Below are 25,985 nucleotides of genomic sequence, written 5' to 3'. Positions count from 1 at the left end.
GCTCGGGCAGTGCTTACCCAGCCAACCCCGCAGCATCTTGCGGGTTGCCGGCCGGATCTCACCCCAGTGCACCACACCGTCGTCGTCCACGTAATCAAACGTGATCTGCTTCCGGTGCACGTCAAACCCGCCTACCATCGTCATCAGTGGGACCTCCTCAAGCTCCCGAAAACTCTTACTGACGCCCACATCAACGAGCGTCTGAGCTGAGGGGGTGCCTACCGGGACCGGACTTTCACCCGCTAGCCTGATCCAGCTTGCTGGACGCACCATGAGCCGACTGTACGTCGCCCCCCGATTGCCGTAGCAATGGGGCGTGATCCCCGGGGCCGGCCGCCTGAGCGCTATGCAGCGGTCATCGATGTCAACCAACCGGCGCCGATGAACTGGCCGAGTCAACTGAATAGCCCTGTCGTGCTGGGCATCTCAGCATCGCGCGACGGGCCGACTTCGTTGGTCAAGCAGTTGGCCCGCCGTCAGCTCAGCTCTGCGCGGCGCCGATGATGGCTAGGTCAGTGGCGGCCAAACTTATCGGCAGGGCTGCATCTTCAGCCGCTAACCCGACAACGGTCGCGGCGTCATAACTAGGAGCCGACGCGACATCGTTAGCGGCCTTCATCGGGTCACCCGCTGCCAAATCTGCTTGCGCTGCCCACGGATCGTTCCCGGTGATGGTTGCCGCCTTCCCCAGCTCGGTCACGTTGTCGTCGACCACGTGACCTATCAAGGTCTCGTCAGCCCGGAGCATCTCGCCGGGGACCGCTGCGATCTGGGCAGCCTTCACCGCCAAATGGTGTTCAAGACTGCTCGGCTCTGCGGGCGAGGTCGGCAGTGACGCCTCGGGTGGCAGCCCGACGAGCATCCGGAGGTCGGTACTGACCAGTCGCGCGGGTAGGGCAGCGTCATCGGCGACCAAGCGGGCCGCGGTCTGAACGTCGTAATCGACGGCCCTGGCGACCTCGCCCACGGCCGGGACCGATTGGCCCGTGCCGACGTCGGCGGCCGCGGCCGAAGCCCCACCGTGATAGCCCACCAGCGCGGTGACATTGCGGGCCCAAAGCTCGTCCTACGCTCCCTCGATGGCGGCGATCAACGGACCGTTGAGGCCCAACACGTTTGACCGCACCGCTGCTACGAATTGCATGCGGCGGCGGTGACCTCCATGGGATGAGTCGATGCCGGACCCTGCCAGGGGCTCGGCCGGCTCGGCCTCGTCTATTCAGTGGCACCGCAACTGTCGGCGGTGAGGCAGCGCCGCACCAGCAAACTCGTATGCCGCCATCGCCATGCGACTCCTGTCTCAAGCCAGGCAATCGTTGAGTCGGTTGCGACGCACCCTATGACCGGCCGGCTTGGAAATTTCCCGTTTTCATCGCTCTGCCACGGCAATGCGCTGCGGAGTCCGCGAGTTTCGAGTTCGGACAACCTACCGCCATTGCGTACGGTGCACTCAGAGATGCTCGCACAACCGCGCTCGCGAATCGGGCCCGCGGGCCCAGGCCCATCCGGTGCGCCGTCAAAGCCAGCGTGTGGTTCCGGCCGGATGCGACAGCGCTCAACGAACGACTAGCGAGCGCAGCTTCTTACCCAATACCGTTGCAGCTGAAAGATTTTCACTGATAACGTTGACTTCGACACTCGCTCGTCGCCGTAGCTCGCGTTGCAGCCTGTCGCGCAACGTGGAATTCGCGGCGAGGCATCCGCGGCAGGCACCGGACATCCGCACGGTCACGTTGAGACCGACTACGGAAACCAGTTCGATCGACCCGCCGTGCGAGCTGGCAAGCTCCCCGATCGGACCGGCGAGCAGTTGCTGCGCGAGCGTCGTCAACTGAGCCTCCGAGCTCATCGATTGCTCGACCCGCCAACCGGTTGGGTCCACCAGCGCGTCGGTGAGCGCCGTGCGAATATCGTCTCCCAACTCGCGCCAGCTACCGGTTGCGCCGACGGTGATCAAGATATCGGTGGCGCGCACGACGATCTCGGCGATCAGTCCACTCTTCAGTAGTGCGCCCAGCCTGCCCGGTGCGTGCTGGACAATGCCGAGGGGTGGCAGCCGGTCCGGCACCGCCACCCATCGCAGTTGTCGCGGATTGCCGGTGGCAGTGGCATGCAGGGGGATCATGCGCCCAGGCCGATCGCGATCGACCTGGCGGCGAACGCCGCTAGCCAGGCGAGGCCGAACATGTAGGAGAATGCGACCGCAGGCCACCGCCAGGAGTTCGTTTCGCGGCGCATCACCGCGACGGTAGACATGCATTGCAAGGCGAAGATGAAATACGCCAGCAGCGCGATGACGGTCGGCGCGCTGAACAACTGGTGGCCATCGTCGTCGGTGAGGGCGACCAGTGCTCCATGCGGATTGTCGGGGTCGGTCGCCGCCGACACCTGACCGAGGGCTGACACGAACACTTCGCGCGCCGACAAGGAACCCAACAGGGCCACATTGATGTGCCAATCGAAACCGAGTGGTTTGAACGCCGGCCCGATCGCCTTCCCGACATCGGCGGCGTAGCTATGGTCCATCACATAGGCGCTGGCCTCCGTCGGCGACATGGATGCGGTCTCCGCCGCCCGGCCCGGCAGATTGAGCAGCGCCCACAGCACCAGCGACGTGCCCAAGATGATGGTTCCCGCCTTGCGTAAGAACACCTTGGCCGAATCCCACATCGCGATGAGCAGGTTCCTGGGCGACGGAAAGCGGTAAGGGGGAAACTCCATCGTGAACGGCAGAATATCGCTGCGTAGGATCGTCGACTTGAACACCGAGGCCGCGATCAGCGCCGAGGTTCCGCCGCACAGATACAGCAGGAACATCACGACACCCTGAGCGCTCAGGCCCCACCAGTGGGTCTGCGGCGACACGAGCAGTCCGACCAGCAAGGTGAACACCGGAAGCCGGGCCGAGCACGTCATCAGCGGCGCCGTGATGATCGTGGCGATGCGGTCCCGCGATGACGGCAGCGTGCGCGTGGCCATGATCCCCGGGATTGCGCAGGCGAACGACGACAGCATCGCAACAAACGCGCGGCCTTCCAACCCGGTCACGGCCATCACCCGGTCCATCAGGAACGCGGCCCGTGCCATGTAGCCGACGTTTTCCAGCAGCGCGATCAGCAGGAACAGCAAGACGATCTGCGGGATGAACTGCAGCACCGTTCCGACACCGCCGATGAGTCCCTGGCCGAGCAGACCGCGCACCACATCGTTGTCGATGTGCCCGCTGACAAGTCCGCCAAGCCAGCCGAGCACTCGGCCCACCCGGTCTTGCAGTGGCGCGGCGACGGTGAAAACGACCTGGAAGAAACAGAACATCACCGCAAAGAAGACCGCGGTGCCCCACAGTGGGTGCAATACCACCGCGTCGATCCCTCGCGTGCGCCGATCGGGTTGTGGCGCAACGTAACCGGCGGCGTCGAGCACCGAGATGCCCCAGGCGTCGACGGCGTCATCCTCGCCCGGGGGCAGCAGCGGGGGACGCTGCCACCGGTCGAACGACGCCAGCTGATCGCGCACCGTGTCGACGCCCACGCCGCGGTTTGCAACCACCGCGACCACCGGGATGCCCAGCGCCGTCGACAAGTCATCGGCGCCGATGCCGCCGCCGCGGGCGCTCAATTCGTCGGTCATTGTCAGCGCCAGCAGACACGGCAGGTCGAGCCGCAGCACCTGCGCCACCAGGACAACGGACCGGCGCAGCGTGGTGGCATCGGCCACGATGACGATCGCGTCGGGGCACCCGGTGTCAGACATCTCCCCGGCCAGCACGTCAGCCACCACCCGCTCGTCCGGGCTGATCGGGTCAAGACTGTAAGTGCCGGGCAGATCCTCGACGGCGATCCCGACGTCACCGGACTTGGCGATGCCGACGCTGCGCCCGACGGTGACACCCGGATAGTTGCCGGTCTTGGCGCGTAGTCCGGTCAGCTGGTTGAACACGGTTGTCTTGCCTGCGTTGGGGCAGCCGACCAAGGCCACCCGTGCCACACCGGCAACCGAGACCACGGCGCCGCTTTCCTGGTGACAGGTCGTCATGCGCCGATTCCCGGGTCAACTTCGATCAGTTGCGCGTCACGCCTGCGCAGGCAGAGTTCGGTGTCCTGAACCCGGTAGACAGTCGGATCACCCAGCGGGGCCCGCCGGATCACCTCGACGACGGACGCTGACCGAAATCCCAACTGTCGCAGCCGGCGCGCCAGCGCCGAAGGCGCCCGCGGCGCGGTGCCCAGGATGGTTGCCCGCTCACCCGGCCGCAGATCGGTGAGCGCGATCACAGAACGCGGCGCGGTGGGCGGGCGTGGTGTTGGATGGGGCATTTGGTCCTCCGAACAAGTATGTATCGCCTTGTGATACCCGCGGACGGGACACCTCCCCCACGCGGGTAACTGTGGTAGGCCTCGGGTCGCAGGGAAGTACCCTAGCTGCCTTGTGCCGCAGCCCTCGTTGGAGTTTAAGATAGCCTAACCTTAATCGCTATCAGGAGTGTCAATGCCAACGTCCACCGGCCGCGCATCGGAAGCTGCAGAATGCATCCGCACTGCGCGGGCACATCGGGGAACCACGCCGAATACCGATCGCCAGATCCACCGGGCCTGCGGGGACGTCCGTACCGCACTTCTCCAGGCGCTTGAATTACTCTCGGTGGCAACGGCCCCCCGGCCTGGGCACGACGACGTGTTCCGCGCATACAGCGACTTGGGGCGCGTCGAGCGTCACGTCTCAGTGGCGCTGCACGCCACCGACCTGCTCGACCAAATGGTGGGCACTCAGCCCGAACACCGTCAGCCCTGGTCCTACTATCGCGGCCGGATCGGCATGAAGTTGCGATCGGTGGGCCGCCGGGAATCCAACGCGACCCGTTAGTCGGCCCCTACTCGGCCAGCCGCTCCTTGAGCGCGTCGAACTCGTCCTTGACGCCGGTGGGCAACTTCTCCCCCACGAACTCCAGCCACTCCTCGATGAGCGGCAGCTCCGCGCGCCACTCCTCGGGGTCGACCTTCAGCGCCTCGGCCACATCGGCCACCTCGACGTCCAACCCGTCCAGGTCCAAGTCCTCGACGGCGGGGACAGTGCCGATCGGGGTGGTTCGGCCGCCGGCCCGCTGCTCGATGCGCTCCACGATCCACTTCAATACCCGGCTGTTCTCGCCGAAGCCGGGCCACAGGAAGTGGCCGTCGTGGCCGCGGCGGAACCAGTTGACGAAGAACACCTTCGGGAGTTTGGACTCATCGGCGTTCTTGCCCAGGTTGATCCAGTGCTGGAAGTAGTCCCCGACGTTGTAGCCGAGGAACGGCAGCATGGCCATCGGGTCGCGACGCACGTTGCCGACCTTGCCCTCGGCGGCGGCGGTCTGCTCGCTTCCCAGGGTCGCACCGATGAACACCCCGTGTTGCCAGTCACGCGCCTCGGTGACCAGCGGGACGGTGGTCTTGCGGCGACCGCCGAACAGTATTCCGGAAATCGGCACACCTTGGGGGTCATCCCATTCGGGCGCCAGGATGGGGCACTGGGACATCGGCGTGCAGTAGCGGGAGTTCGGGTGTGCCGCTTTGGTTTCCGTTTCGCGGATGTACCAGTCGTTGCCCTTCCAGTCGATCAGGTGGTCGGGCTCGCCCTCCAGACCTTCCCACCACACCTCGTGGTCATCGGTCAGCGCGACGTTGGTGAACACCGTGTTGCCCGCGGCGATGGTGCGCATGGCGTTGGGATTGGACTTCCAGTTGGTGCCGGGCGCCACCCCGAAGAACCCGAACTCGGGATTGACCGCGTACAGCCGGCCGTCCTTGCCGAACCGCATCCACGCGATGTCGTCGCCGAGCGTCTCGGCACGCCAACCCGGGATGGTCGGCTGCAGCATTGCCAGGTTGGTCTTGCCGCAGGCCGACGGGAAGGCCGCCGCGAAGTAGTAAGCCTTGTTCTCGGGGGAGATCAGCTTGAGGATCAGCATGTGCTCGGCCAGCCAGCCCTCGTCGCGGGCCATGGCCGAGGCGATCCGCAACGAGTAGCACTTCTTGCCCAGCAGCGCGTTGCCGCCGTAGCCCGAACCGTAGCTCCAGATCTCGCGGGTCTCCGGGAAGTGGGTGATGTACTTGGTGTCGTTGCAGGGCCACGGCACGTCCTGTTGGCCCTCCTCGAGCGGAGCACCCACCGAGTGCAGCGCCTTGACGAAGAACCCGTCGTCGCCGATCTTCTCCAAGGCGGCCTTGCCCATGCGGGTCATGGTCCGCATCGAGACGACGACGTATTCGGAGTCGGTGATCTCCACACCGAGCTTGGGGTCCTCGGCACCGAGCGGGCCCATGCAGAACGGCACCACGTACATGGTGCGCCCCCGCATGCAACCGCGGTACAGGTCTTTCATGATGGACCGCATTTCGTCCGGGTCCATCCAGTTGTTGGTGGGGCCGGCGTCGACCTCACGCTCGGAGCAGATGAAGGTGCGGGACTCCACCCGGGCCACATCCGACGGGTCGGACAACGCCAGGAAGGAGTTCGGATACTTCTCCGGGTTGAGCCGGGTGAACGTGCCGGCCCCGACCAACTGATCGGCGAGCCGCTGGAATTCTTCCGCTGAGCCGTCGGCGAAGACAACCCGGTCAGGCTGAGTGAGCTCGGCGACCTCCTCCACCCAAGACAGCAACCCCTGATGATTAGTCGGCGCGGTGTCTAAACCGGGAATGGTCGCTGAGGTCATCGAACTCTCCTGAGATTCTGCTGCGTATCTGCGGCTAGTTGTCGGCTGTTATCGGCTTCGGGATCCATCTGGGGGGTCGGTTTATGCGTTTGCTAGCACGACCGTTGACCCGGGTGCTTATTAAGACAGGTTATCGTGCATCACTTGTCGCGGAAGGCCAGGGCGGGTATAAGCCTCCTCACAAGACCGATTCAGAAGGATCAATATCCTTCCCATTTGGCGTTGTTGCTGCCGTTGCGGCTGCCGGTGCTCTCCGCAGCGGTGCCGACGCCCTGGGATCGGGTGCCAACCGTGGGTATACCCGGTTCGCGCAGTTCTTTACGCACGGCGTCGAGCGCGGCTTGAATGGCGGGCAGCTCCCGATCCCGCAGTGCGGCGGCTCGCGCCGCAGCGATGGTGTGTTCGCGTAGTTCGGCGTCGATCACGCTGACCTGGTGGGCCACCCGGGCGTGCTCGGCCTCGTCGCGTGCACTCAGCGCGGTGCTCAGCAGCGACTCGGCGGCCAGCACCCGGCCGGCAACCAGTTCGTCCAGCACGGAGCGCAGCGCGGACATCACGTCACCCGTCCAACGATCCAGCACGGCGCGGTCGCTCAGCAAGGCGCGGGTGTGGACCACCCACAGCGTCAGCGCCAACCCGAGCGTCACACACGCGACGATCCCGGCGCCCGTCAGCCAGGGGTTCAGCCAGGGGTTGAGCCGGGGCGCCAGTCCGGCCAGCAACCGGCTCAGCGTCAGTGCCACCCCCAGGCCGAAGCCGGCACCCAACACCACCATGAGCCGGGTCTCCAACCGCCGGGACTTCAACGGCGCGGCCGCAATGGCGACCGTCGGGAGGGTTTCGCCGGGCTGAAGCCCGATGGGCACACTGAGCGCCTGGGCCACGTCGGCGAGCCTCCGGTGGACTGCCTCGCTTACCTCGGCGAGCGCTCCGGCGACCCGGCTGCGGGTGTGCTCTTCGAACTCGGCAATCTTGCGTCGGGGCAGGGCCGCGATGTCCTCTTGCAGCTCGACACGTATCGATGAACAACGGTTGCGGGCAAAGTAGGACAATTGGACCCGGGCCTGTTGGACCTGACCGCGCAGCGCAATGGCGTGCTCTGTTTTCGACTGACGCCGATTCCGCAGGGCCGCACTGCGTTCCTCACGCAAGGCATCCACCCGCGCCTTGCGGCCGGCGCCTTCGGCGTCGCGCCGGAACCGCTGCGCGACCGTCTGCAACCGCGATTCCCAGGCACGCAGCCTGTTGCGGCGGGCGATGTCCGGATCGGCGAGCTGACTGAGCAGTGCGGTGACCAGGTCGTCCATCCGCGGCGGCCCCAGCTGCGGCGCGGCGGCCGCGCCCACCCACGGCACGTCGGCGTAACGAGGCGCATGCGCCGCCAGCGTGGCCCGGTCCGCGGCCAGCAGCTCGCGCCAGCTGCGGTGCACGTCGACCTTGGATACCACTCCGATCACCACGTCGGTGTGCTCGGCGGCGGCATCCAGCAGCGCGCAGTCGGATTCGGTCAGCGGGGCCGCGGCGGAGACCACGAACACCACCGCGGTCGGCGCGTCGCCGGGCGCCAGCTCCGGCGGTTCGAAGAACTCGTGTCGCGGCGCCCGTTGCCGCAGAGCGGCTGCCACGCTGCTGACGCCGGCCAGCCAAGGGCCGGTCACCAGGACCACGTCGCGGCGACGGATCACCGGCGGACCCGCCTTGGTTCCGATCGCCGCCACCAGTGCGTCGACCCGGGCGGCCGGGTCTTCGCGGGCCACGCCGATCATCCGCATTCCCCTGACTCGGCCGACCCTCCGGCCCGCGACCAGAGCCGAAGCGATCCTCTGACGATGTCGGCTCCGCAGGCGGCGGGCAGGTCGCCGGCGCGACCATCGCGGGAACTGCGGTGATGCTGCCATCGCACCGCCCGCCGCAACAGCGCCGCCATATTCTCGGGCGCGATGCCCTCCGATTCGAGGTGCAGCGCGGACACTGCGTCCAGGGCGGCGCTCATCCGGGCGAGCACCATGTCGTCGCCGGATAAACACCGCGCTATCCGCTCGTCCGTCACGGCCATCGCCTCGAGCGCCGTGACGGCTTCGAGTATGCGGCGGTAACGCGGAGGGGCGCCGGCGGCCATCACGCCGGCGACGACGGCGTCGACACCGCTGGCCCGGCGCAGCAGGGCCCGCACTCCCGCCGGTGGTACACCGCGGCGCACCGCCGCGACGCCAAGTGCGATGCCGAACAGATCGAGGGCCTCCAGCAGCCGCATCCGCATCGGAGTCGACACCGTGAGCTCCGCCGCCAGAAAGCCGTCGAAGGATCCGCCGAGGCAGGTCAGACCGTCGGGGTGGGCGGCCAGCGCGCGCAGCGCGGGCCAGCAGGTTTCATCGAGATCGTCGAACGCCGCGGCGGCGAGCAGCCCGATCATCGGTACCACGGGCAGGCCGACCAGCGCGGAAAAATGCGCGCAGCGGGTCTGCGCCGCGGCCATCGGCCCGGCACCGCCGAAGCCACTCAGATCTGCCTTGTTCAGCACGATCACCAGCGGCTGCCCGGCGTCACGGACGGCGGCTATGGCGTCGCGGTCCTCGGGTTTGAGCGCCTCCGCCAGGACGTACAACTGCACGTCGGCGACGCTGGCCGGGGAGACCGGTGAAACCGAAGCCGCCAGTCCCGCGCCGCGCAGGGCATGCGCCACCGTGCGGCAACCCGTCCCCGGGCGCCCGCGGACCGCCACCCGCAGCGGCTCCGCGACGCGCGCGGCGATCGGCTGCACCCGCCGGTCACCGGTACGGCCGGCGAGGCGCGTCAGCTCGTCGACGAAAAGCCGATACCCCTGCCCCGTCATAGCCCCCTGCTCGGTCGCATCACGCCGACACCGAATGGTGGCAGCTGCGCCCCCGCGCCGCCAGCCACCCTCGAGCCGGGAGTGTATCTACTCCGTTACGAATGACCATCGGCTGTCGAGACCGGCCCAATCCGACGACGCTCAAGTCGTCGCGGGCGGTGGCGCTACGGACTCCACGCTGACCAGTTCGGTCAGACCACTGATCTGCAGGACCGGCATCATGCGCGAGCTCGCGACCAGGCGCAGCTGATCGGCGTGCACGTAAAGGGCGTTGATGGCCTTGCTGTCCAGGTACTCCACCGCGCTGAGGTCGACGGTGAGCGTGTCGCCGGCGCCCACGGCCTCGCGAAGCGCGCTGGCAAAGACGTCGACGTTGCTCATATCGATTTCTCCGACCGCTATCAGCACCGGCGTGCCGTCGCTGCGGCGTTCGGTCGACAGGGTCAGCGGTGTGGTCATCAGGAGATCCTCGCGTGAAGATGAACGGTGGTGCCGAGCGTGCCGGCCTGGATGGTGACGTCGTCCATGAGAGTCCGCATCAGGGCGATGCCCCGGCCGCGGTGGGAATCCTGCCGCGGCCGCGGAGGTTTCCACGAGCCGGTGTCGGTGATGGTCAGCTGCAGTCGGTCCGCCAAGGCGATGGCGCGCAGGACGATGGTGCCCTGCGGATCACGCCGGTGTCCGTGCTCGATGGCGTTCGCGAGGGCCTCACCGACGGCGATCAGCACGTCCTGTGCCTGGCCGGGACCGATCATGGCGCGCGCCAGCCAACCCCGTAACGCGCTGCGGGTGGCGGCCAGCTGGCTGGCCCGGGCGGGAAGGTCGATCTCCAGCGGGCCGGGCTGCCGATAGAGCAACAGGGCCACGTCGTCCGGGTAGCCGCCGCCGGGGTTGAGCCCGGACATGATGTGGCTGGCCAGCTCTTCCAGGGCGACGGTGCCGCCGTCCCGAACCAGCGCGATGGCCTCGGCGATGCCCTGGTCCAGCGGGCGGCGGCGACGCTCCACCAGACCGTCGGTGTAGAGCAGCAAAGTCGCGCTGGGCGGGATGGTCAGGCGTGCTTCGGGTCGGGTCCAGTCCGGGCGCACCCCGAGCGCGATGGTGCCGGCCTCGTCGAGAATCCGCTCGGTGCCGTCGGCGTGAACCAGGATCGGCGGTGGGTGGCCTGCGCTGGAATAGAGCAGCTCACCGGTGTCGGGGCTGAGCACCGCGCAGAACGCGGTGGTGCACTGGGCCCCGGGCAGACGCGCCGCGAACCGGTCCAGACCGGTGAGGGCGACGCCGGGGCTGAGGTGCTCGAGCAGCAGGGCGCGGCAGGCGCTGCGCAACTGCCCCATCACGGTCGCGGCGGCCAGTCCGTGGCCGACACAGTCCCCGACGACCAGCGCGAGGCGCCCGGCGTCCAGGTCGACGACGTCATACCAGTCGCCGCCGACTTGCAGCGGCCGGGTGGCCGGCTGGTAGCGGACCGCGAATCCGCCGGGCAGGTGGGCCGGACCCAGGATCGCGTGTTGCAGCGCCAGGGCCGTCTCGCGTTGCTGGTCGAGCTGGTAGACGCGCTGCAGACCCTGCCCCAGACGCCCGGCCAGCGCCGTCAGCAGGGTTCGGTCTTCGGAGCTGAACGGCCGGTTCTCGGCCAGCTCGATCCAGATCACCAGCACCCCTCGCGGGTGTTGCAGGGCAATGCCCGCGGTCCCCGGTGTCATCGCCTCGGTGGTGAGCAGATCAGCCTTGCCCAGCGAAGAGATCGTCGCCCGGGTGTCAGCGGGCAGCTCGGCCCACCGCGCGGGCTCACCCGCTGACGCCACTTCCGGTTCGCCGGCAACCGGGGCTTGCGTTTCGGCACCGTGGCCGGCGACGGTGACCGCCAGCACCCGGCGCGCCCGCCACAGCTCGCGCAGCACCTCGACCGCGGCCTGGATCGCCGCATCGAGGCTGTCGGCCTGCACCAGTTGCTGGTTGAGGGCGGCCAACGCGGTCTGGCTCTGCACGGTGTAGTGCTCGGCGGTGACGTCACGGAAGGTGCCGACCATGACACGCCGGCCGGTGTCGGGGTCGTCGACCTGATTGAAGCTGGCGTTGATCCAGATCCGGTGCCCGTCTCGGTGGCGCGCCGGAACGGTGTAGCTGCCGTGGGGGTGGGTGAGGAAATGGGCGAACGCGTCGGCGAACTGCCGGTGGGCTTCGGGGTCGTCGCCGGCGTCGGGCCACCACGGGTGGGTCTGCACGTAGGGCAGGCCTTCAGGGCCGTAGCCGAGGATCTCGGTGAACGCGCTGTTGATCTCGACGACGGTGCCACGCTCGTCGCACACGAAGAAGGCCTCTTGCAGCGAGTCCACCAGGGCGGTACGCCAACGGGCGTGGTGATTGCGCAGTCGCGTCATTTGGACATTGGCACGCACCCGCGCCAGCAACTCCGCGGCGGCAAACGGCTTGACCAGGTAGTCGTCGGCGCCCGCGTCCAGCCCTTCCACGGACGCCTCTTGCCCGGCGCGCGCCGACAGCAGCAGCACCGGCACCGCAGCGGTGCGCGGATCCGCCCGCAGCTGTGCGACCAGCGCAAGACCATCCAGCCGGGGCATCATCACGTCGCTGATCACCAGGTCGGGCACCTCGGCGCGGATCGCGGCCAGCGCCTGCCGGCCGTCGCTGAGGGCGTCGACGCGGTAGTCCGCGCTCCGTAGCAGCCGGGTCAGGTAGTCCCGCATGTCGGCGTTGTCGTCGGCAACCAGCACTCGCGCCCGGGTGGCTGAACCCGCTGGAACCGACCCAGCGGTGACGGGGTCCTCGGTCGGCCGAGCGGGCCCGGTGTCCACCACGGCGTTAGTGTCAGCGGGCACCCACCGCAGCGCTTCCTGCAGGTAGGCCTCGGCCGCCGAAACTGCCTGCGCGGGCTCGTGGGAGGCGAGCGCGCCGGCGGGCAGGTGTGCCGTGCCGTACGGCAACCGGATGGTGAAAGTGGTACCGACACCTTGGCTGCTGTCGACGGTGATGCTGCCGCCAAGCAGCCCGACCAGCTCCTTGACCAGGGCCAAACCGATTCCGCTGCCCTCGTTGGATCGGGCCTGCACGGTTTCGACGCGGTGGAAACGCTCGAACAACCGGGGCATCTCCGCTGCTGGCACCCCGACGCCGGTGTCGCTGACCGTGACCACGGCGTCGCCGTCTCTCCGGCCGACCCGCACGGTGATCGACCCCTCGAAGGTGAACTTCAACGCGTTGGACAGCAGGTTGAGCACCACCTTCTCCCACATGTCGCGATCGACGTAGACCGGTTCGTCCAGCGGCGCGCAATCCACGATGAATTCGAGCCCGGCCCGCTCCACTGCCGAGCGGAACACGCTGGCCAGGTCGGCGGTGACGGCGGCGAGGTCGACCGGCTGGTAGTGGGCCCGCATCCGGCCGGCCTCGATGCGGGAAAAGTCCAGGAGGGTGTTGACCAGCTTGGCCAGCCGCAACCCGTTGCGGTGCACAACCTCGAGCTCCTCTCGCGCCTGTTCGTCGAGCCCCGGTGCGCGACGGCGCAGCTCCGCGACCGGCCCGATGATCAGCGTGAGCGGGGTGCGGAACTCGTGACTGATGTTGGAGAAGAATGTGGTCTTGGCCCGGTCCAGCTCGGCGAGGTTCTCGGCCCGCTGCTGCTGCGCCTGATAGCTGCGGGCACTGGCGATTCCGGCGGACAGGTGCCCGGCAACCAACTCGACAAACCCGCGGTAGCCCTCGTCGAGCCGGCGATAGCGATTCAGCGCGGCCACCAGGAAGCCGTAGGGCGGAGCACCTTGCTGCGGCAGCGGCACCACCAGCGCCTGCGCCGGAGGGTCGGGCCAGTCCCCGGTCGGCAGCTGGTGGAACAAGCCGTCGAGCTCGACGAGGACCGACTGCCCGCGCGCTGCTTGCTCGAGCGGCCACACCGCGGAGCCGTCGGCCGCCAGCGTCGTGGGCGCAGCCGGCTGCCCCATGGCGATCCCGCTGACCGCAGCCAACCGCGCCGCCGCGCCCCCAGCAAACGATCCCTCGTCGAACGATCCCTCGTCGAACAGTCGGTCGTCGAACAAATAGGTCAGTGTGAACGGCAAGTCGCGCGGATCATGGCCGAGTTGGGCGGCGGTGAACGCCAGCATCTCCTGTTCGGTGCGCACCACGCTGGGGTCGGACCCGAGATCGCGCAGGGTAGCCATCCGACGCTCGTTGATCACCCGGTCGGTGTCCTCGCTGACCACGCACAACATGCCGACAACGTGCCCGAAGTCGTCGCGCAGCGGGCTGTAGGAGAACGTGTGGTACGTCTCTTCCCGGTATCCCGACCGTTCGAGGAACAGCAACAGGGCGGCATCCCAGGTCGCTTGTCCGGTGGACAGCACCCGCTGGATCCGCGGACCGATGTCGTCCCAGATTTCGGCCCACACCTCGCGGGCGGGCCGGCCCAGCGCCCACGGATACTTCTGGCCCAGAGTGTCCCGGCGGTAGGCGGAGTTGCAGAAGAACGTCAGCTCCGGTCCCCAGGCCATCCACATGGAAAACCGTGACGACAGCAAGATGCTGACGGCTGTCCGCAGGCTTTGCGGCCACCCGGCGGGCGGTCCGAGTGGAGTCGCCGCCCAGTCCACCCGCCCCAGGTCGCGGCCCACCTCGCCGTCCGCGCCAAAGATCGCGTCCGGTGCCGGCATCGCCGGCCCATGCTCGGTATCCGCAGCGCCCACCATCGATCCCTCTCGCGAAGGTCCGCCACCCGGCCGTCATCGCACGCGTGGCCCTAAAAAAGGTTTGCCGCCGCCGTTGGGCGCGAATCAGAACAATGGCAGATTCACACCGTACCTCCCGGCCGCGCAGAATCATTACCACTCGGTTGGGCACGCTTTCGGGCCGCTGTTGGACGTCTGTCGGGCCCGTACTGGGCCTCTGCCGGGATCGCCGGCATACCGACGTCCGCCACGTCCGGCACCGCTATCCGCTACCAGCCAAAGGCAACTGTTGGGTATCAATCTGGCCCAGGAGCGGCTACACCTGCGTTTCATGAGCCACCATGGACGAATGCACGCGCAACCCGAGGTTGGGTTACGTCCCGACTCGCCGGCTCTGCCCAGCCCGGAGTCCTGCGAGCAAGACCGGGGCAGCGCGTGGGGCTATCTGCCGGCCACCAGCCTTCGCTCCCGCCATTCAGCGCTGTCGAGCACCCAGCGCCAGACCTGGGACCGGAGGTGGCCGGAGCTGGGCATCGACGCGGTCGCCGGGTCACCTCGCCGGGGACCGTTGGACACCCGCGCGTGGTTCGGCCGCGACGCGCCCCTGGTGCTGGAGATCGGCTGCGGCAGCGGGGTCTCGACGTTGGCGATGGCGCAGGCCGAGCCCCATCTCGACGTGATCGCGGTGGAAATCTACCGCCGGGGCCTGGCGCAGCTGCTGTGCGCGATCGACAGTGAGAGCGCGACCAATATCCGGTTGATCCGCGGCAACGGGATCGGCGTGTTGAAAGACCTGATCACCTCGAATTCGCTGTCCGGGGTCCGGGTTTTCTTCCCCGACCCCTGGCCCAAGGCGCGACACCACAAGCGACGGCTGCTGCAGCCTGCCACGATCGCCCTGATCGCCGACCGGCTAATCCCCGGAGGTGTGCTGCACGCCGCGACCGACCACCCCGGCTACGCCGAGCACATCGCCGCCGCCGGCGACGCCGAGCCGCGGTTGGCCCGTGCTGATCCGGGCGCCGAAGCCCTGCCGATCTCGGTCGTTCGCCCCACGACCAAATACGAATCCAAAGCCCACGATGCCGGCAGCGCCGTCAGCGAGCTGGTCTGGAGAAAACCGAAATCAGATGACTAAATGAGCCTCACTGAAGACGTGACCACGCATACGTCGGAACCCGTCGCCGGGGCCCCGGTATCACCGCTGCCGTCGGTATTGCCCGGCGATGTGTCCAAGGACGGACTGCCCGGCTTGGCCCCGCCGACGCTTCGGGTGCTGCTGGTTTGGGACGCTCCCAACCTCGACATGGGACTGGGCTCGATCCTGGGGCGCCGGCCGACCGCGCTGGAACGGCCCCGCTTCGATGCGCTGGGCCGCTGGCTGCTGGCCCGCACCGCAGCCGTCGCCGCCAGGGCGCCGGGCGGACCGGCCATCCGAGTCGAACCGGAGGCCACCGTCTTCACCAATATCGCGCCCGGCAGCGCCGACGTGGTACGCCCGTGGGTGGACGCACTGCGCAACGTCGGGTTCGCCGTCTTCGCCAAACCCAAGGTCGACGAGGACAGCGACGTCGACCGCGACATGCTCGAGCACATCGACAAGCGCTACCGGGAGGGGCTGGCAGCCCTGGTCGTGGCCTCGGCGGACGGTCAGGCATTCCGGCAGCCGTTGGAGGAGATCGCCCGGGGCGGAATCCCAGTTCAAGTCCTTGGATTTCGTGAACACGCCAGTTGGGCGCTAGCGTCGGATACCTTGGAGTTCGTCGACCTGGAGGACATTGCCGGTGTTTTCCGGGAGCCGCTCCCCCGAATCGGCCTTGATTCGCTACCTGAGCAGGGAGCTTGGCTGCAGCCGTTCCGGCCGCTGACCTCGCTGTTGACCTCGCGGATGTGACAGGCCTCACGTCTGAGACAACCGAGCGTCTGACAACCGAAGAGCAATGCGCGGGTCGCTAACGATCCAGTAAGGAGATTACGTGTTCGCCTGGTGGGGTCGAATTGTGTACCGCTACCGGTTCATCGTAATCGGCGTCACGGTGGCGTTATGCCTCGGCGGCGGGGTCTTCGGGCTGAGCCTGGGTAAGCACGTCACGCAGAGCGGTTTCTACGACGACAGCAGCCAGTCGGTCAAGGCGTCGATCCTGGGCGACCAGGTCTACGGCCGGGACCGGACCGGTCACATCGTCGCGATCTTCAAAGCCCCAGAGGGCAAGACGGTCAACGACCCTGCCTGGTCGAAGAAGATCACCGACGAGCTCAACCGATTCGTGCAGGACCACCCCGACCAGGTGATGGGCTGGGCCGGCTACCTGCGCGCACCGGACACCACCAGCACGGTCGTCAAGGGCATGGCCACCGAGGACAAGAAGTACACGTTCGTGTCCATCCCGCTCAAGGGCGACGACGACGACACCATCCTGACCAATTACAAGGACATCGCGCCGTCGTTGCAGAAGCTCGACGGCGGCACGGTTCAACTCGCCGGCCTCGAGCCGGTCGCCGAGGCGCTGACCGGCACCATCGCCACCGACCAGCGACGGATGGAAGTGCTGGCCCTGCCGTTAGTGGCCGTGGTGCTGTTCCTGGTGTTCGGTGGCGCGGTGGCCGCGTGTCTTCCGGTGATGGTCGGCGGCCTGAGCATCGCCGGCGCGCTGGGCATCCTGCGATTGGTGGCGGTGTTCGGGCCGGTGCATTTCTTTGCCCAGCCCGTGGTCTCACTGATCGGCCTCGGTATCGCGGTGGACTATGGGCTCTTCGTGGTGAGCCGATTCCGGGAGGAGATCGCCGAAGGCTACGACACTGAAGCCGCGGTCAGACGCACCGTCATGACCGCCGGCCGAACCGTCGCATTCTCGGCGGTGCTGATCATCGCCTCCGGGATCAGCCTGCTGATGCTGCCGCAGGGCTTCGTGAAATCGCTGACCTACGCGCTGATCGCCGCGGTCGGGTTGGCCGCCCTGCTGTCGATCACGCTGCTGCCGGCCGTTCTGGGAGTCCTTGGCCGGCACGTCGACGCGCTCGGTGTACGCACCGCATTCCGGGTGCCGTTCCTGCGCAACTGGAAGGTTTCGCGGGCCTACCTGAACTGGCTCGCCGACCGGCTGCAGAAGACCAAGACCCGCGAAGAGGTCGAGGCCGGCTTCTGGGGCAAGCTCGTCAACTGGGTGATGCGGCGGCCGCTGGTCTTCGCCATCCCGATCGTCCTGGGCATGATCTTGCTGGTCATCCCGTTGTTCAACCTGTCACTGGGCGGCATGAGCGAGAAGTATCTGCCGCCCAACAATTCGGTGCGCCAGTCCCAGGAGCACTTCGACCAGCTCTTCCCCGGATACCGCACCAATCCGCTGACCCTGGTGATCCAGTCGACCAACCACCAGCCGGTCACCGACCAGCAGGTCGCCGACATCCGCAGTAAGGCGATGTCGATCAGCGGATTCATCGAACCGGACAACGATCCGGCCAACATGTGGCAGGAGCGCAGCGTCGCGCCCGGCGCGTCGAAGGATCCTTCGGTACGGGTGCTGCAGAACGGGCTGATCAACCCGGGCGACGCGGCGAAGAAGCTGCAAGAGCTGCGCGCGATCACGCCACCCAAAGGGCTCGAGGTATACGTCGGCGGCACTCCGGCGCTGGAGCAGGATTCCATCCACAGCCTGTTCGACAATATGCCGGCGATGCTGGTCATCCTGCTCACCGCCACCACGTTGCTGATGTTCCTGGCCTTCGGGTCGGTGGTGCTGCCGATCAAGGCCGCGGTGATGAGCGCACTGACGCTCGGGTCCACCATGGGCATCCTGACGTGGATATTCGTCGACGGGCACGGCTCGGGGCTGCTGAACTTCACCGCTACGCCGTTGACCGCGCCGGTGATCGCACTCGTGGTGGCGGTGGGCTACGGCTTGGCCACCGACTATGAAGTCTTTCTGGTCTCCCGCATGGTCGAGGCCCGGGAAAGCGGCATGTCCACCCAGGAGGCCATCCGCATTGGCACGGCCACCACCGGCCGCCTGATCACCGCGGCCGCGCTGGTGCTTGCGGTGGTCGCCGGGTCGTTCGTGTTCTCCGACCTGGTGATGATGAAGTACCTGGCCTTCGGCCTGATGGCGGCGCTGCTGCTAGACGCGACCGTGGTGCGGATGTTCCTGGTGCCTTCGGTGATGAAGCTGCTCGGCGACGACTGCTGGTGGGCTCCGCGATGGATGCGGCGGGTGCAGACCCGCATCGGCCTCGGCGAGATCCAGTTGCCCGACGAACGCAAGCGACCGGTGACCGACGGCCGCGTCTCCCGGCCTCCGGTCACCGCCGGCCTGGTCGCCGCCGGCCCGCGCCTCCCGCACGATCCCACCCACCCGTCGACGCCGGAGTCGTCGCAACGCGGGTCCGCTCGACCGGAGATCGGGCCTACGCAGAGCGGGCCGTCCAGCGCGGGCACCAAGCAGATCCCGGTCAAGGCAAGCCAGCCGAGTGAACCGCCCACAGCTCGACTGTCCGCGCCCGGCAAACCGGGCGCACCGGGCCGCGGCTCGAGCAGCGCCGCGCCGGCGGCACCGTCGTCGGCCCGGCCACCGGCGCCGACCCCGCCGCCGGCCCCATCGGCCGGTCAGACCCGCGCCATGCCGATTCCGGGGAGCCGTCCCGGCGAAACCGACTCGGCCGATGCCACGGCCAAGCTGCCGGTCCAACGGCCGGAAGACAGCGACTCCGACGCGGCCACTGAGCAGCTCAACGCGCGCGGCGCGCAGGGCGACAACGGCGCCGACGGCACCCGGCGCCGACGCGGTGCCGGCGGCCTGTCCGCTCAGGACCTGCTGCGCCGCGAGGGACGGCTTTAGGTTTCCTTCGGCTCCGCTTGGTCGGCCGCGTCGGGATTGTCCACTTCGGCCTGCAGGATTGTCGACGGCTCCTCGGGCTGCTCGGCGGCGGCCGCCGGGTCCTTGGCCAGCAGCACCTGCATTGCGTTGTTGAGGAACGCGACCGTCGGGACGGCCAGCAGGGCTCCGACGATTCCGGCAAGTACCCCGCCGGTGGAAATGGCCAGCACCACCGCCAGCGGATGAATCGAGACCGCACGACCCATCACCAGCGGCTGCAGCAAATGGGCCTCGAGCTGATTGACCGCGATGAGCAAACCCAGAGTAATCAGTGCGTAAACCAATCCCTTGGCCAGTAGGGCCACCACTACGGCCAGCAAACCGGAGATCAGCGCACCCAGCAGCGGGATGAAGGCGCCCAGGAACACCAGCGAGGCCAGCGGCAGCGCGAGCGGCACCCCCATGATCGCCAACCCGGTGCCGACACCGATCGCGTCGGTCAGGGCGACCAGGAATGTGGCCCGCACATAGCCGATCAGCGAGGAGTATCCGGCGCGCCCGGCCTCCAGGACCCGGTCACGGGCCGGGGCGGGCACGATCTTGACCACGTACTGCCAGATGTTGCGGCCTCCGTAGAGGAAGAAGATCAGTGTGAACAGCACCAACACCGCAGCGGTGAGCAGCTCGGTGATGGTGGCGGCGGTGGAAATCGCGCCGCTGGTCAACTTGGCCTGATTGTTGCGCAGCGCCTCGATCGCGGCGTTGCCGGCGTTGTCGATCTGTTCGCGACGCAGATGCGCCGGCCCTTCGATCAGCCACCGGCGGCTCGAGTCGATGCTGCGTTCCACCTGTTTGACCAGATCGGGCAGGCCCACGATGAACTGGCTGATGACGAAGGCCAGGATGCCGCCAAGGATCGCAAAACCGCCCAGCAGCACCAGCGACACCGCGGCACCGCGCGGCACGCGCCGCAGATCCAGCCAATCCACGACCGGCACCAGCAACGCGCTCAAGATCAACGCCAGCAACACCGGAACGACGATGATCTCGAGTTTGCTGATGACCCAGATCACCGCGAGTGCGGCAGCGAAGATGACCAACAAGCGCCACGACCAGGCCGCGGTCTTGCGGACCAAAGGGGTTACCGAAGCATCGTCGAGGCTTGCCGACATCCGGCAAGCCTAACCGGGCTGCGGCGCCGGACTCCCGCAACGCCGCGTACGGCCCGGTGCGCGATCTTGCCATGGTGCGGTCGCTTCCCGCCGCCACCGCCGCCACGATCCGGTCACGACCCCGGAACGACCCTGACACAGTCGATGACGTGCGGAGATCGCGGTGCCACCTGCACGGTTACCCTTATCCGGTGTCGCACGACGCCCCCGCCCGCAAGCTCGTCGACCGGCGCGAAGAGGCGCCGCGCGGCAAGTACTGGTGGCTGCGCTGGGTGGTCCTCGGCATCGTCGCAATCGTGCTTGCGGTCGAGGTGGCGCTGGTGTGGGACCAGCTGGCCAAAGCGTGGATGAGTATCTACCAGGCCAATTGGTGGTGGCTGGTGGCTGCCGTGGGGGCAGCGGCCGCGTCGATGCACAGCTTCGCGCAGATCCAGCGCACGCTGCTGAGATCGGCCGGTGTGCACGTCAAGCAATTGCGGTCCGAAGCCGCGTTCTATGCGGCGAACTCGTTGAGTACCACGCTGCCCGGCGGCCCGGTGCTGTCGGCGACCTTTCTGCTTCGTCAGCAACGCATTTGGGGTGCCTCGACCGTGGTGGCGTCCTGGCAGCTGGTGATGTCTGGGGTGTTGCAGGCCGTCGGACTGGCCCTGCTCGGGCTGGGCGGCGCCTTCTTCCTGGGCGCCAAGAACAACCCGTTCTCACTGCTGTTCACCCTCGGCGGTTTCGTCGCGTTGCTGCTGCTGGCCCAGGCGGTGGCGTCGCGGCCGGAACTGATCGAAGGAATCGGCAACCGGGTGCTGTCGTGGGTCAACTCGATTCGCGGTAAGCCAGCCGACACCGGTGTGGCGAAGTGGCGCGAAACGCTCATGCAGCTCGAGTCGGTCAGCCTGAGCCGGCGCGACCTCGCGGTGGCGTTCAGTTGGTCGCTGTTCAACTGGATCGCCGACGTGGCCTGCCTGGGCTTCGCCGCCTACGCCGCCGGTGACCACGCCTCGGTCGCCGGGCTGACGGTCGCCTATGCCGCCGCCCGGGCAGTCGGCACTATCCCGCTGATGCCGGGAGGCCTGCTGGTCGTGGAGGCGGTGCTGGTGCCCGGCCTGGTGTCCAGCGGCATGGCCCTGCCCAACGCCATCTCGGCGATGCTGATCTACCGGCTGATCAGCTGGCTGTTCATCGCCGCGATCGGCTGGGTGGTGTTCTTCTTCATGTTCCGAACCGAGAACGTCGCCGATTCGGATGCCGACGACCCGCCGACCGACCCCGAGCTGGGACGCATCCTCGGGGTCGGGCGCAGCGTTGCCGACGACCCGGCCGAAACCGCCCTGCAGGGCCCGTTGCCGCCGCCTGATCGTGACTCCACAGAAGGCCGGTGAGTCAGCCGAGGTGATTTCTGTGTCGCCGTTTCAACGGCCCCGGACCGGCCCGCCGGCCGCGGGCGGCTGGGTGCCTGCCGGCGGTTGGGTGCCTGCGGGCGCCCCGGAGGCGGGGGGCGCCCCGGCTGCCGGCGGCAAACCCGGCAACCCAGCTGCGCCCTGCGCGGCCTGCGCCAGGTTCAGCGCCTGCGGAAACGTGACCGGCAGCTTGCACTGCGTCGAAAGATTGGTCAGCGGATGCGCAAGCGACTGCAGGTCGCCGGCGGCCTTGGGGTTCCGCTCGAAGTAACCCTTCAGTGATGCCAAGGATCCCAACGATTCCGGTCCCGCCGGCTGCTGCAGTGCCGCGGTCACCGCCTGATTGGTCTCCGGATGCGAGTCCAGGTAGTCGCCGGTTTGCTTGGCGACCGAGCCGATGGTCCTGGCCACTTCACTGGCCGCGCAGGGATCGGTCGCCCCGGTTGCCGAGGGTCCGGCCGGCATGACCAGCGCGGCCGCCGGCAACCCAACGGCGATCAAGGTGACGAACAACCCGCGCCGCGCAGCAGTACCTGTCCTGGCGAACGACCGCTTGCCAGCGTCGGATGCGGGCGCCGCGCCCGGCAGGCCACCACGTTCATGTGTCGACATCAGTTCCCCCGTCTAACCCGAGTTGCGGACTCCGAATGCCCGCACGGCCACGGACATCCTGCCACCTCCGGCGCGGGCGCCGTCAACACCGACGACCGGGGCCGGGGTTCGCCGCAGCATCGCAGTGCCGACATCGTTGCAGCTCAGCAACCAATAAGCCGACATAATTGATACGTGCCCTGCGGTAGGCTCGCGAGCACGCATTGCGAGAGAAATACCGGGAGAACAACATCCAGCAGTTCATGATGCGCCTGAGCCGCAACCTGCGCAGATTCCGGTGGTTGGTGTTCACAGGCTGGCTTCTCGCCTTGGTGCCGGCAGTTTATCTGGCCATGACGCAGTCGGGGAATCTCACCGGCGGCGGCTTCGAGGTAGCCGGATCGCAGTCGTTGCTGGTCCACGACGTCCTCGACGCTCAGTATCGCGACCAGGAAACGCCGTCGCTGGCGCTGGTGGCCACCCCCCGCCCGGATGCCAGCTTCTCCGACATCAACGACGCGGTCACCCGGCTGCGAAGCATCGCCGGCGAATTCCCCGGGGTAACGGAGGTGCCCAACCCCACGCAGCGGCCCCCGCAGCCCGACCGGCCATATGTGCTGTCGTTGCGGCTGGACGCCCGCAACGCCGGCACCAGCGACGTCGCTAAGAAGTTGCGCCAAAAAATCGGCGTGAAAGGCGACAAGCCCGGGCAAACGGCGGACGGCCGGGTGCGGCTGTATGTCATCGGGCAAGGTGCGCTCAGCGCCGCCGCGGCGGCCAACACCAAACACGACATCGCCGATGCCGAACGCTGGAACCTACCGATCATCCTGATCGTCCTGCTCGCCGTCTTCGGCTCGCTTGCCGCCGCCGCGATCCCCCTGGCCCTCGGTATCTGCACGGTCGTCGTCACCATGGGCCTGGTCTATCTGCTGTCGATGCACACCACCATGTCGGTCTTCGTGACCTCGACCGTGTCGATGTTCGGTATCGCGCTGGCCGTCGACTACTCCCTGTTCATCCTGATGCGCTTCCGCGAGGAACTACGTACCGGCCGTCGGCCGCAAGACGCCGTCGACGCCGCCATGGCCACCTCGGGGCTCGCGGTGGTGCTGTCCGGCATGACCGTGATCGCCTCACTCACCGGCATCTACTTGATCAACACCCCCGCACTGCGGTCGATGGCCACCGGGGCGATCCTCGCCGTCGCGGTGGCGATGCTGACGTCGGCCACGCTGACACCGGCGTTGCTGGCCTCCTTCGCCAGGGCGGCCGCCAAGCGATCGGCGCTGTTGCACTGGTCCCGGCGGCCGGAAAGCACGCAGTCCCGGTTCTGGGCTCGCTGGGTCGGGTGGGTGATGCACCGGCCCTGGATAACGGCGTTATCGGCATCGCTGGTGCTGCTGCTCATGGCGGCGCCGGCGACTCAGATGGTGCTGGGCAACAGCTTGCTGCGACAGTTCGACTCGTCGCACGAGATCCGGGCCGGGGTGTCGGCGGCCGCCCAGGCGCTCGGCCCGGGTGCGTTGGGCCCCGCTCAGGTGCTGGTCACGTTCCCCGACGGCGGCGCGTCCACCCCGGCACACAGCCAAACCATCGCGGCGATCCGTCAGCAGATGACACAGGCTCCCGATGTCGCGTCCGTGGCGCCGCCGAAGTTCGCCGCCGACAACCGCAGTGCGCTGCTCAGTGCGGTGTTGTCGGTCGACCCCGAAGACATGGGCGCCCGGCACACCGTCGACTGGATGCGGACCCACCTGCCCCGAGCGGCCGACGGAGCCCGGATCGACGTCGGCGGACCAACCGCGCTGATCAAGGATTTCGACGACCGGGTGGCGGCGACCCAGCCGCTGGTGCTGGCGTTCGTGGCCCTGATCGCGTTCGTGATGCTGCTGGTCTCGGTGCACTCGGTGTTCCTGGCGCTCAAGGGCGTGCTGATGACGTTGCTATCGGTGGCCGCCGCGTACGGCAGTCTGGTCATGGTCTTCCAGTGGGGCTGGGCGGAGAAACTGGGCTTTCCCCACTTGAGTTCCATCGATAGCACCGTGCCGCCGCTGGTGCTGGCGATGACGTTCGGGTTGTCGATGGACTACGAGATCTTCCTGCTGACCCGGATCCGGGAGCGCTTCCTGCACACCGGCCAGACCCGGGACGCGGTCGCGTACGGGGTGAGCACCAGCGCGCGCACCATCACCAGCGCCGCGCTGATCATGATCGCGGTGTTCTGCGGATTCGCGTTCGCCGGCATGCCGCTGGTGGCCGAGATCGGCGTCGCCTGCGCGGTCGCCATCGCGGTAGACGCCACCATCGTGCGGCTGATCCTGGTACCGGCGCTGATGGCGATGTTCTCGCAGTGGAACTGGTGGCTGCCGCGGTGGCTGGCCCGCATGCTGCCGTCGGTCGACTTCGACCGGCCGCTACCCGAGGTCGACTTGGGCGACGTCGTGGTGATTCCCGACGACATCGCCGCCGCAATTGCCCCCAGCAGCGACCTGCGGATGCTGCTCAAGTCTGCGGCCAGGTTCAAACACCTTGCCCCCGAAGCGATTTGCGTCGCCGACCCGCTTGCCTTCACCGGCTGTGGACGCAGCGACAAGGGACCCGAGCACGTTCCGGAACTGGTCCGGGACGGCGCCGACGTCGCCGTACCCGCTACCGCCGCCTCGGCGGCGTCGGCCCCTGTGTCCGCCGCCTCCGCCAGGGCCGGCGGCCAGTCGGCGGCCAGCAAGGTCGGCCAGGCCTACCGCAACAGCCTCGCCCGGGCGATGTCGTGGGCCGAGCGTCCGGTTCATCCCGTCACCGTGTGGCGCGCGCGACTCGCGATCGCGCTCGACGCCCTGGAAACCGACGCCGCCGAGCGCGCCGCCGCGAAAAGCGGCACCGACCGGCCCCGGTTCGAGCGGCGCAGCCCCGTCGAGACCACCAACGTCCAGTTGCCCACCGGCGACCGGCTGCTGATCCCGACCGGGGCGGAAACGCTGCGACTCAAGGGCTACCTGATCATGAGCCGTAACAGCAGCCGCGATTATGCCGAATTTGCTGACATGGTCGAAGCAATGGAACCCGACACCGCGGCCGTGGTGCTGGCGGGAATGGACAGGTATTACTGTTGTCAGCCACTGGGTTCGCATTCGAGGCGGCAATGGATGGCCACCCAGCTGGTCCGCCGGCTCGCTGATCCGCACCCGTCTGATGTCGACGACGAGTGGCCCGACCCTGATGCCAGGGCAAACTGGGAGGAGGTCAGGCAACGCTGCCTGGCAGTGGCCGTAGCGATGTTGGAGGAGGCGAGGTGACGTTGGCCGCCGACCAGCGGAAACCGGTGCCCGCTCCGCCACCGCAACGGCCTGGGCGGGGATCCAGCGAACCCGGCACCGACCAGCCGGTGGAATTTTGGTCTACGGCCGCGATCCGCACCGCGCTGGAGAGCGGCGACATCGCCACCTGGAAGCGCATCGCCGCCGCGCTCAAGCGCGACCCGTACGGGCGCACCGCCCGTCAGGTCGAAGAGGTCCTTGGCGGAGTTCGGCCGTACGGCATCTCCAAGGCGCTGTCGGAGGTGCTGGACCGTGCCCGCATCCAACTGGAGGCCAACGAGCGTGCCGAGGTGGCCCGTCACGTAAAGCTGCTGATGGATCGATCGGGTCTGGGACAGCAGGAGTTCGCGTCGCGGATCGGTGTGCAGGTCGAGGACCTGACCTGCTACCTCGACGGCAGCGTCAGCCCGTCCGCCTCGCTGATGATTCGGATGCGACGGTTGTCGGACCGGTTCGTCCGGGTGCGCAACACGCGCGCGGCCGACACCAACTGA

At 67.8% G+C, this 25,985-nt stretch carries 18 protein-coding genes; 7 read left to right on the top strand and 11 right to left on the bottom strand.

What is annotated here, in order from left to right; translation table 11 throughout:
* Positions 1 to 481: 481 nt before the first annotated feature.
* The 4 genes from B4U45_RS15765 to B4U45_RS15750 form a co-directional block, all read right to left on the bottom strand.
* The gene (locus B4U45_RS15765; RefSeq protein WP_075545172.1) at positions 482 to 1,033 is read right to left on the bottom strand and encodes a hypothetical protein; all 552 of its coding nucleotides are present in this window, start codon (positions 1,031 to 1,033) and stop codon (positions 482 to 484) included.
* Between the two features lie 522 nt (positions 1,034 to 1,555).
* Positions 1,556 to 2,125, bottom strand: coding sequence for a NifU family protein (locus B4U45_RS15760; RefSeq protein WP_075545171.1), 570 nt, complete (start codon positions 2,123 to 2,125; stop codon positions 1,556 to 1,558).
* Complete coding sequence (feoB, locus tag B4U45_RS15755; protein ID WP_075545170.1) at positions 2,122 to 4,035, bottom strand: ferrous iron transporter B; 1,914 nt, start codon at positions 4,033 to 4,035, stop codon at positions 2,122 to 2,124. Before feoB ends, B4U45_RS15760 begins: the two co-directional genes overlap by 4 nt.
* Positions 4,032 to 4,316 (bottom strand): FeoA family protein, encoded by a 285-nt coding sequence (locus tag B4U45_RS15750; RefSeq protein ID WP_075545169.1) that lies wholly within the window; start codon positions 4,314 to 4,316, stop codon positions 4,032 to 4,034. The genes feoB and B4U45_RS15750 overlap by 4 nt, the downstream gene beginning before the upstream one ends.
* A 325-nt stretch (positions 4,317 to 4,641) precedes the next feature.
* Between B4U45_RS15750 and B4U45_RS15745 the strand changes: the two genes are divergently transcribed.
* The gene (locus B4U45_RS15745) at positions 4,642 to 4,863 is read left to right on the top strand and encodes a hypothetical protein (protein ID WP_131808233.1); all 222 of its coding nucleotides are present in this window, start codon (positions 4,642 to 4,644) and stop codon (positions 4,861 to 4,863) included.
* 7 nt (positions 4,864 to 4,870) lie between these two features.
* On the opposite strand, the gene B4U45_RS15740 is transcribed toward B4U45_RS15745, so the two are convergent.
* The 5 genes from B4U45_RS15740 to B4U45_RS15720 all read right to left on the bottom strand — a co-directional run bounded on the left by B4U45_RS15740 (position 4,871) and on the right by B4U45_RS15720 (position 14,230).
* Positions 4,871 to 6,694, bottom strand: a complete 1,824-nt coding sequence (locus B4U45_RS15740) for a phosphoenolpyruvate carboxykinase (GTP) (RefSeq protein ID WP_075545167.1) — start codon at positions 6,692 to 6,694, stop codon at positions 4,871 to 4,873.
* Between the two features lie 200 nt (positions 6,695 to 6,894).
* Positions 6,895 to 8,460: a hypothetical protein gene (locus tag B4U45_RS15735; RefSeq protein ID WP_082275178.1), complete on the bottom strand. Its 1,566-nt coding sequence runs from the start codon at positions 8,458 to 8,460 to the stop codon at positions 6,895 to 6,897.
* On the bottom strand, positions 8,457 to 9,527 hold the full coding sequence (locus B4U45_RS15730) for a hypothetical protein (RefSeq protein WP_075545166.1): 1,071 nt from the start codon (positions 9,525 to 9,527) through the stop codon (positions 8,457 to 8,459). The genes B4U45_RS15735 and B4U45_RS15730 overlap by 4 nt, the downstream gene beginning before the upstream one ends.
* Positions 9,528 to 9,668: 141 nt before the next feature.
* Positions 9,669 to 9,986, bottom strand: a complete 318-nt coding sequence (locus B4U45_RS15725) for an STAS domain-containing protein (RefSeq protein ID WP_075545165.1) — start codon at positions 9,984 to 9,986, stop codon at positions 9,669 to 9,671.
* Complete coding sequence (locus B4U45_RS15720) at positions 9,986 to 14,230, bottom strand: SpoIIE family protein phosphatase (RefSeq protein ID WP_371686717.1); 4,245 nt, start codon at positions 14,228 to 14,230, stop codon at positions 9,986 to 9,988. Before B4U45_RS15720 ends, B4U45_RS15725 begins: the two co-directional genes overlap by 1 nt.
* 310 nt (positions 14,231 to 14,540) lie before the next feature.
* Between B4U45_RS15720 and trmB the strand changes: the two genes are divergently transcribed.
* From trmB to mmpL3, 3 genes are all read left to right on the top strand, one after another.
* Positions 14,541 to 15,347 carry a tRNA (guanosine(46)-N7)-methyltransferase TrmB gene (gene trmB / locus B4U45_RS15715; protein WP_075545186.1) on the top strand — a complete coding sequence of 269 codons (807 nt, stop codon included), beginning with the start codon at positions 14,541 to 14,543 and terminating at the stop codon, positions 15,345 to 15,347.
* Positions 15,348 to 16,103 carry an NYN domain-containing protein gene (locus B4U45_RS15710; RefSeq protein WP_075545163.1) on the top strand — a complete coding sequence of 252 codons (756 nt, stop codon included), beginning with the start codon at positions 15,348 to 15,350 and terminating at the stop codon, positions 16,101 to 16,103.
* A gap of 82 nt (positions 16,104 to 16,185) precedes the next feature.
* Positions 16,186 to 19,041, top strand: a complete 2,856-nt coding sequence (gene mmpL3, locus B4U45_RS15705; RefSeq protein WP_083154784.1) for a trehalose monomycolate exporter MmpL3 — start codon at positions 16,186 to 16,188, stop codon at positions 19,039 to 19,041.
* Here the strand turns inward: mmpL3 and B4U45_RS15700 are convergent.
* Complete coding sequence (locus B4U45_RS15700) at positions 19,038 to 20,192, bottom strand: AI-2E family transporter (protein WP_122526358.1); 1,155 nt, start codon at positions 20,190 to 20,192, stop codon at positions 19,038 to 19,040. The two genes, mmpL3 and B4U45_RS15700, sit on opposite strands and share 4 nt — an antisense overlap.
* Before the next feature lie 191 nt (positions 20,193 to 20,383).
* Between B4U45_RS15700 and B4U45_RS15695 the strand changes: the two genes are divergently transcribed.
* Positions 20,384 to 21,565: a lysylphosphatidylglycerol synthase transmembrane domain-containing protein gene (locus B4U45_RS15695; protein ID WP_075545185.1), complete on the top strand. Its 1,182-nt coding sequence runs from the start codon at positions 20,384 to 20,386 to the stop codon at positions 21,563 to 21,565.
* Between the two features lie 30 nt (positions 21,566 to 21,595).
* On the opposite strand, the gene B4U45_RS15690 is transcribed toward B4U45_RS15695, so the two are convergent.
* Positions 21,596 to 22,195 carry a hemophore gene (locus B4U45_RS15690; protein WP_082275175.1) on the bottom strand — a complete coding sequence of 200 codons (600 nt, stop codon included), beginning with the start codon at positions 22,193 to 22,195 and terminating at the stop codon, positions 21,596 to 21,598.
* 242 nt (positions 22,196 to 22,437) lie between these two features.
* Here B4U45_RS15690 and B4U45_RS15685 point away from each other — a divergent pair, with 242 nt between their 5' ends.
* Both B4U45_RS15685 and B4U45_RS15680 read left to right on the top strand, forming a co-directional pair.
* Positions 22,438 to 25,470 (top strand): MMPL family transporter, encoded by a 3,033-nt coding sequence (locus tag B4U45_RS15685; protein ID WP_075545183.1) that lies wholly within the window; start codon positions 22,438 to 22,440, stop codon positions 25,468 to 25,470.
* Positions 25,467 to 25,985: a hypothetical protein gene (locus tag B4U45_RS15680; RefSeq protein ID WP_075545160.1), complete on the top strand. Its 519-nt coding sequence runs from the start codon at positions 25,467 to 25,469 to the stop codon at positions 25,983 to 25,985. The genes B4U45_RS15685 and B4U45_RS15680 overlap by 4 nt, the downstream gene beginning before the upstream one ends.

Origin of the sequence: Mycobacterium persicum (assembly GCF_002086915.1) — a bacterium.
Taxonomy (GTDB): Bacteria; Actinomycetota; Actinomycetes; order Mycobacteriales; family Mycobacteriaceae; genus Mycobacterium; species Mycobacterium persicum.
The sequence above is the reverse complement of the archived record's forward strand: the minus strand, read 5'-3'. Positions and strand labels throughout refer to the sequence as shown.

Bases quoted from the DNA above. Each gene is read 5' to 3' on its own strand.
- B4U45_RS15760 (WP_075545171.1), bottom strand. From the start codon at position 2,125: ATGATCCCCCTGCATGCCACTGCCACCGGCAATCCGCGACAACTGCGA.
- feoB (WP_075545170.1), bottom strand. From the start codon at position 4,035: ATGACGACCTGTCACCAGGAAAGCGGCGCCGTGGTCTCGGTTGCCGGT.
- B4U45_RS15750 (WP_075545169.1), bottom strand. From the start codon at position 4,316: ATGCCCCATCCAACACCACGCCCGCCCACCGCGCCGCGTTCTGTGATC.
- B4U45_RS15740 (WP_075545167.1), bottom strand. From the start codon at position 6,694: ATGACCTCAGCGACCATTCCCGGTTTAGACACCGCGCCGACTAATCAT.
- B4U45_RS15735 (WP_082275178.1), bottom strand. From the start codon at position 8,460: ATGATCGGCGTGGCCCGCGAAGACCCGGCCGCCCGGGTCGACGCACTG.
- B4U45_RS15730 (WP_075545166.1), bottom strand. From the start codon at position 9,527: ATGACGGGGCAGGGGTATCGGCTTTTCGTCGACGAGCTGACGCGCCTC.
- B4U45_RS15725 (WP_075545165.1), bottom strand. From the start codon at position 9,986: ATGACCACACCGCTGACCCTGTCGACCGAACGCCGCAGCGACGGCACG.
- B4U45_RS15720 (WP_371686717.1), bottom strand. From the start codon at position 14,230: ATGGTGGGCGCTGCGGATACCGAGCATGGGCCGGCGATGCCGGCACCG.
- trmB (WP_075545186.1), top strand. From the start codon at position 14,541: ATGAGCCACCATGGACGAATGCACGCGCAACCCGAGGTTGGGTTACGT.
- B4U45_RS15710 (WP_075545163.1), top strand. From the start codon at position 15,348: ATGAGCCTCACTGAAGACGTGACCACGCATACGTCGGAACCCGTCGCC.
- B4U45_RS15700 (WP_122526358.1), bottom strand. From the start codon at position 20,192: ATGTCGGCAAGCCTCGACGATGCTTCGGTAACCCCTTTGGTCCGCAAG.
- B4U45_RS15690 (WP_082275175.1), bottom strand. From the start codon at position 22,195: ATGTCGACACATGAACGTGGTGGCCTGCCGGGCGCGGCGCCCGCATCC.
- B4U45_RS15685 (WP_075545183.1), top strand. From the start codon at position 22,438: ATGATGCGCCTGAGCCGCAACCTGCGCAGATTCCGGTGGTTGGTGTTC.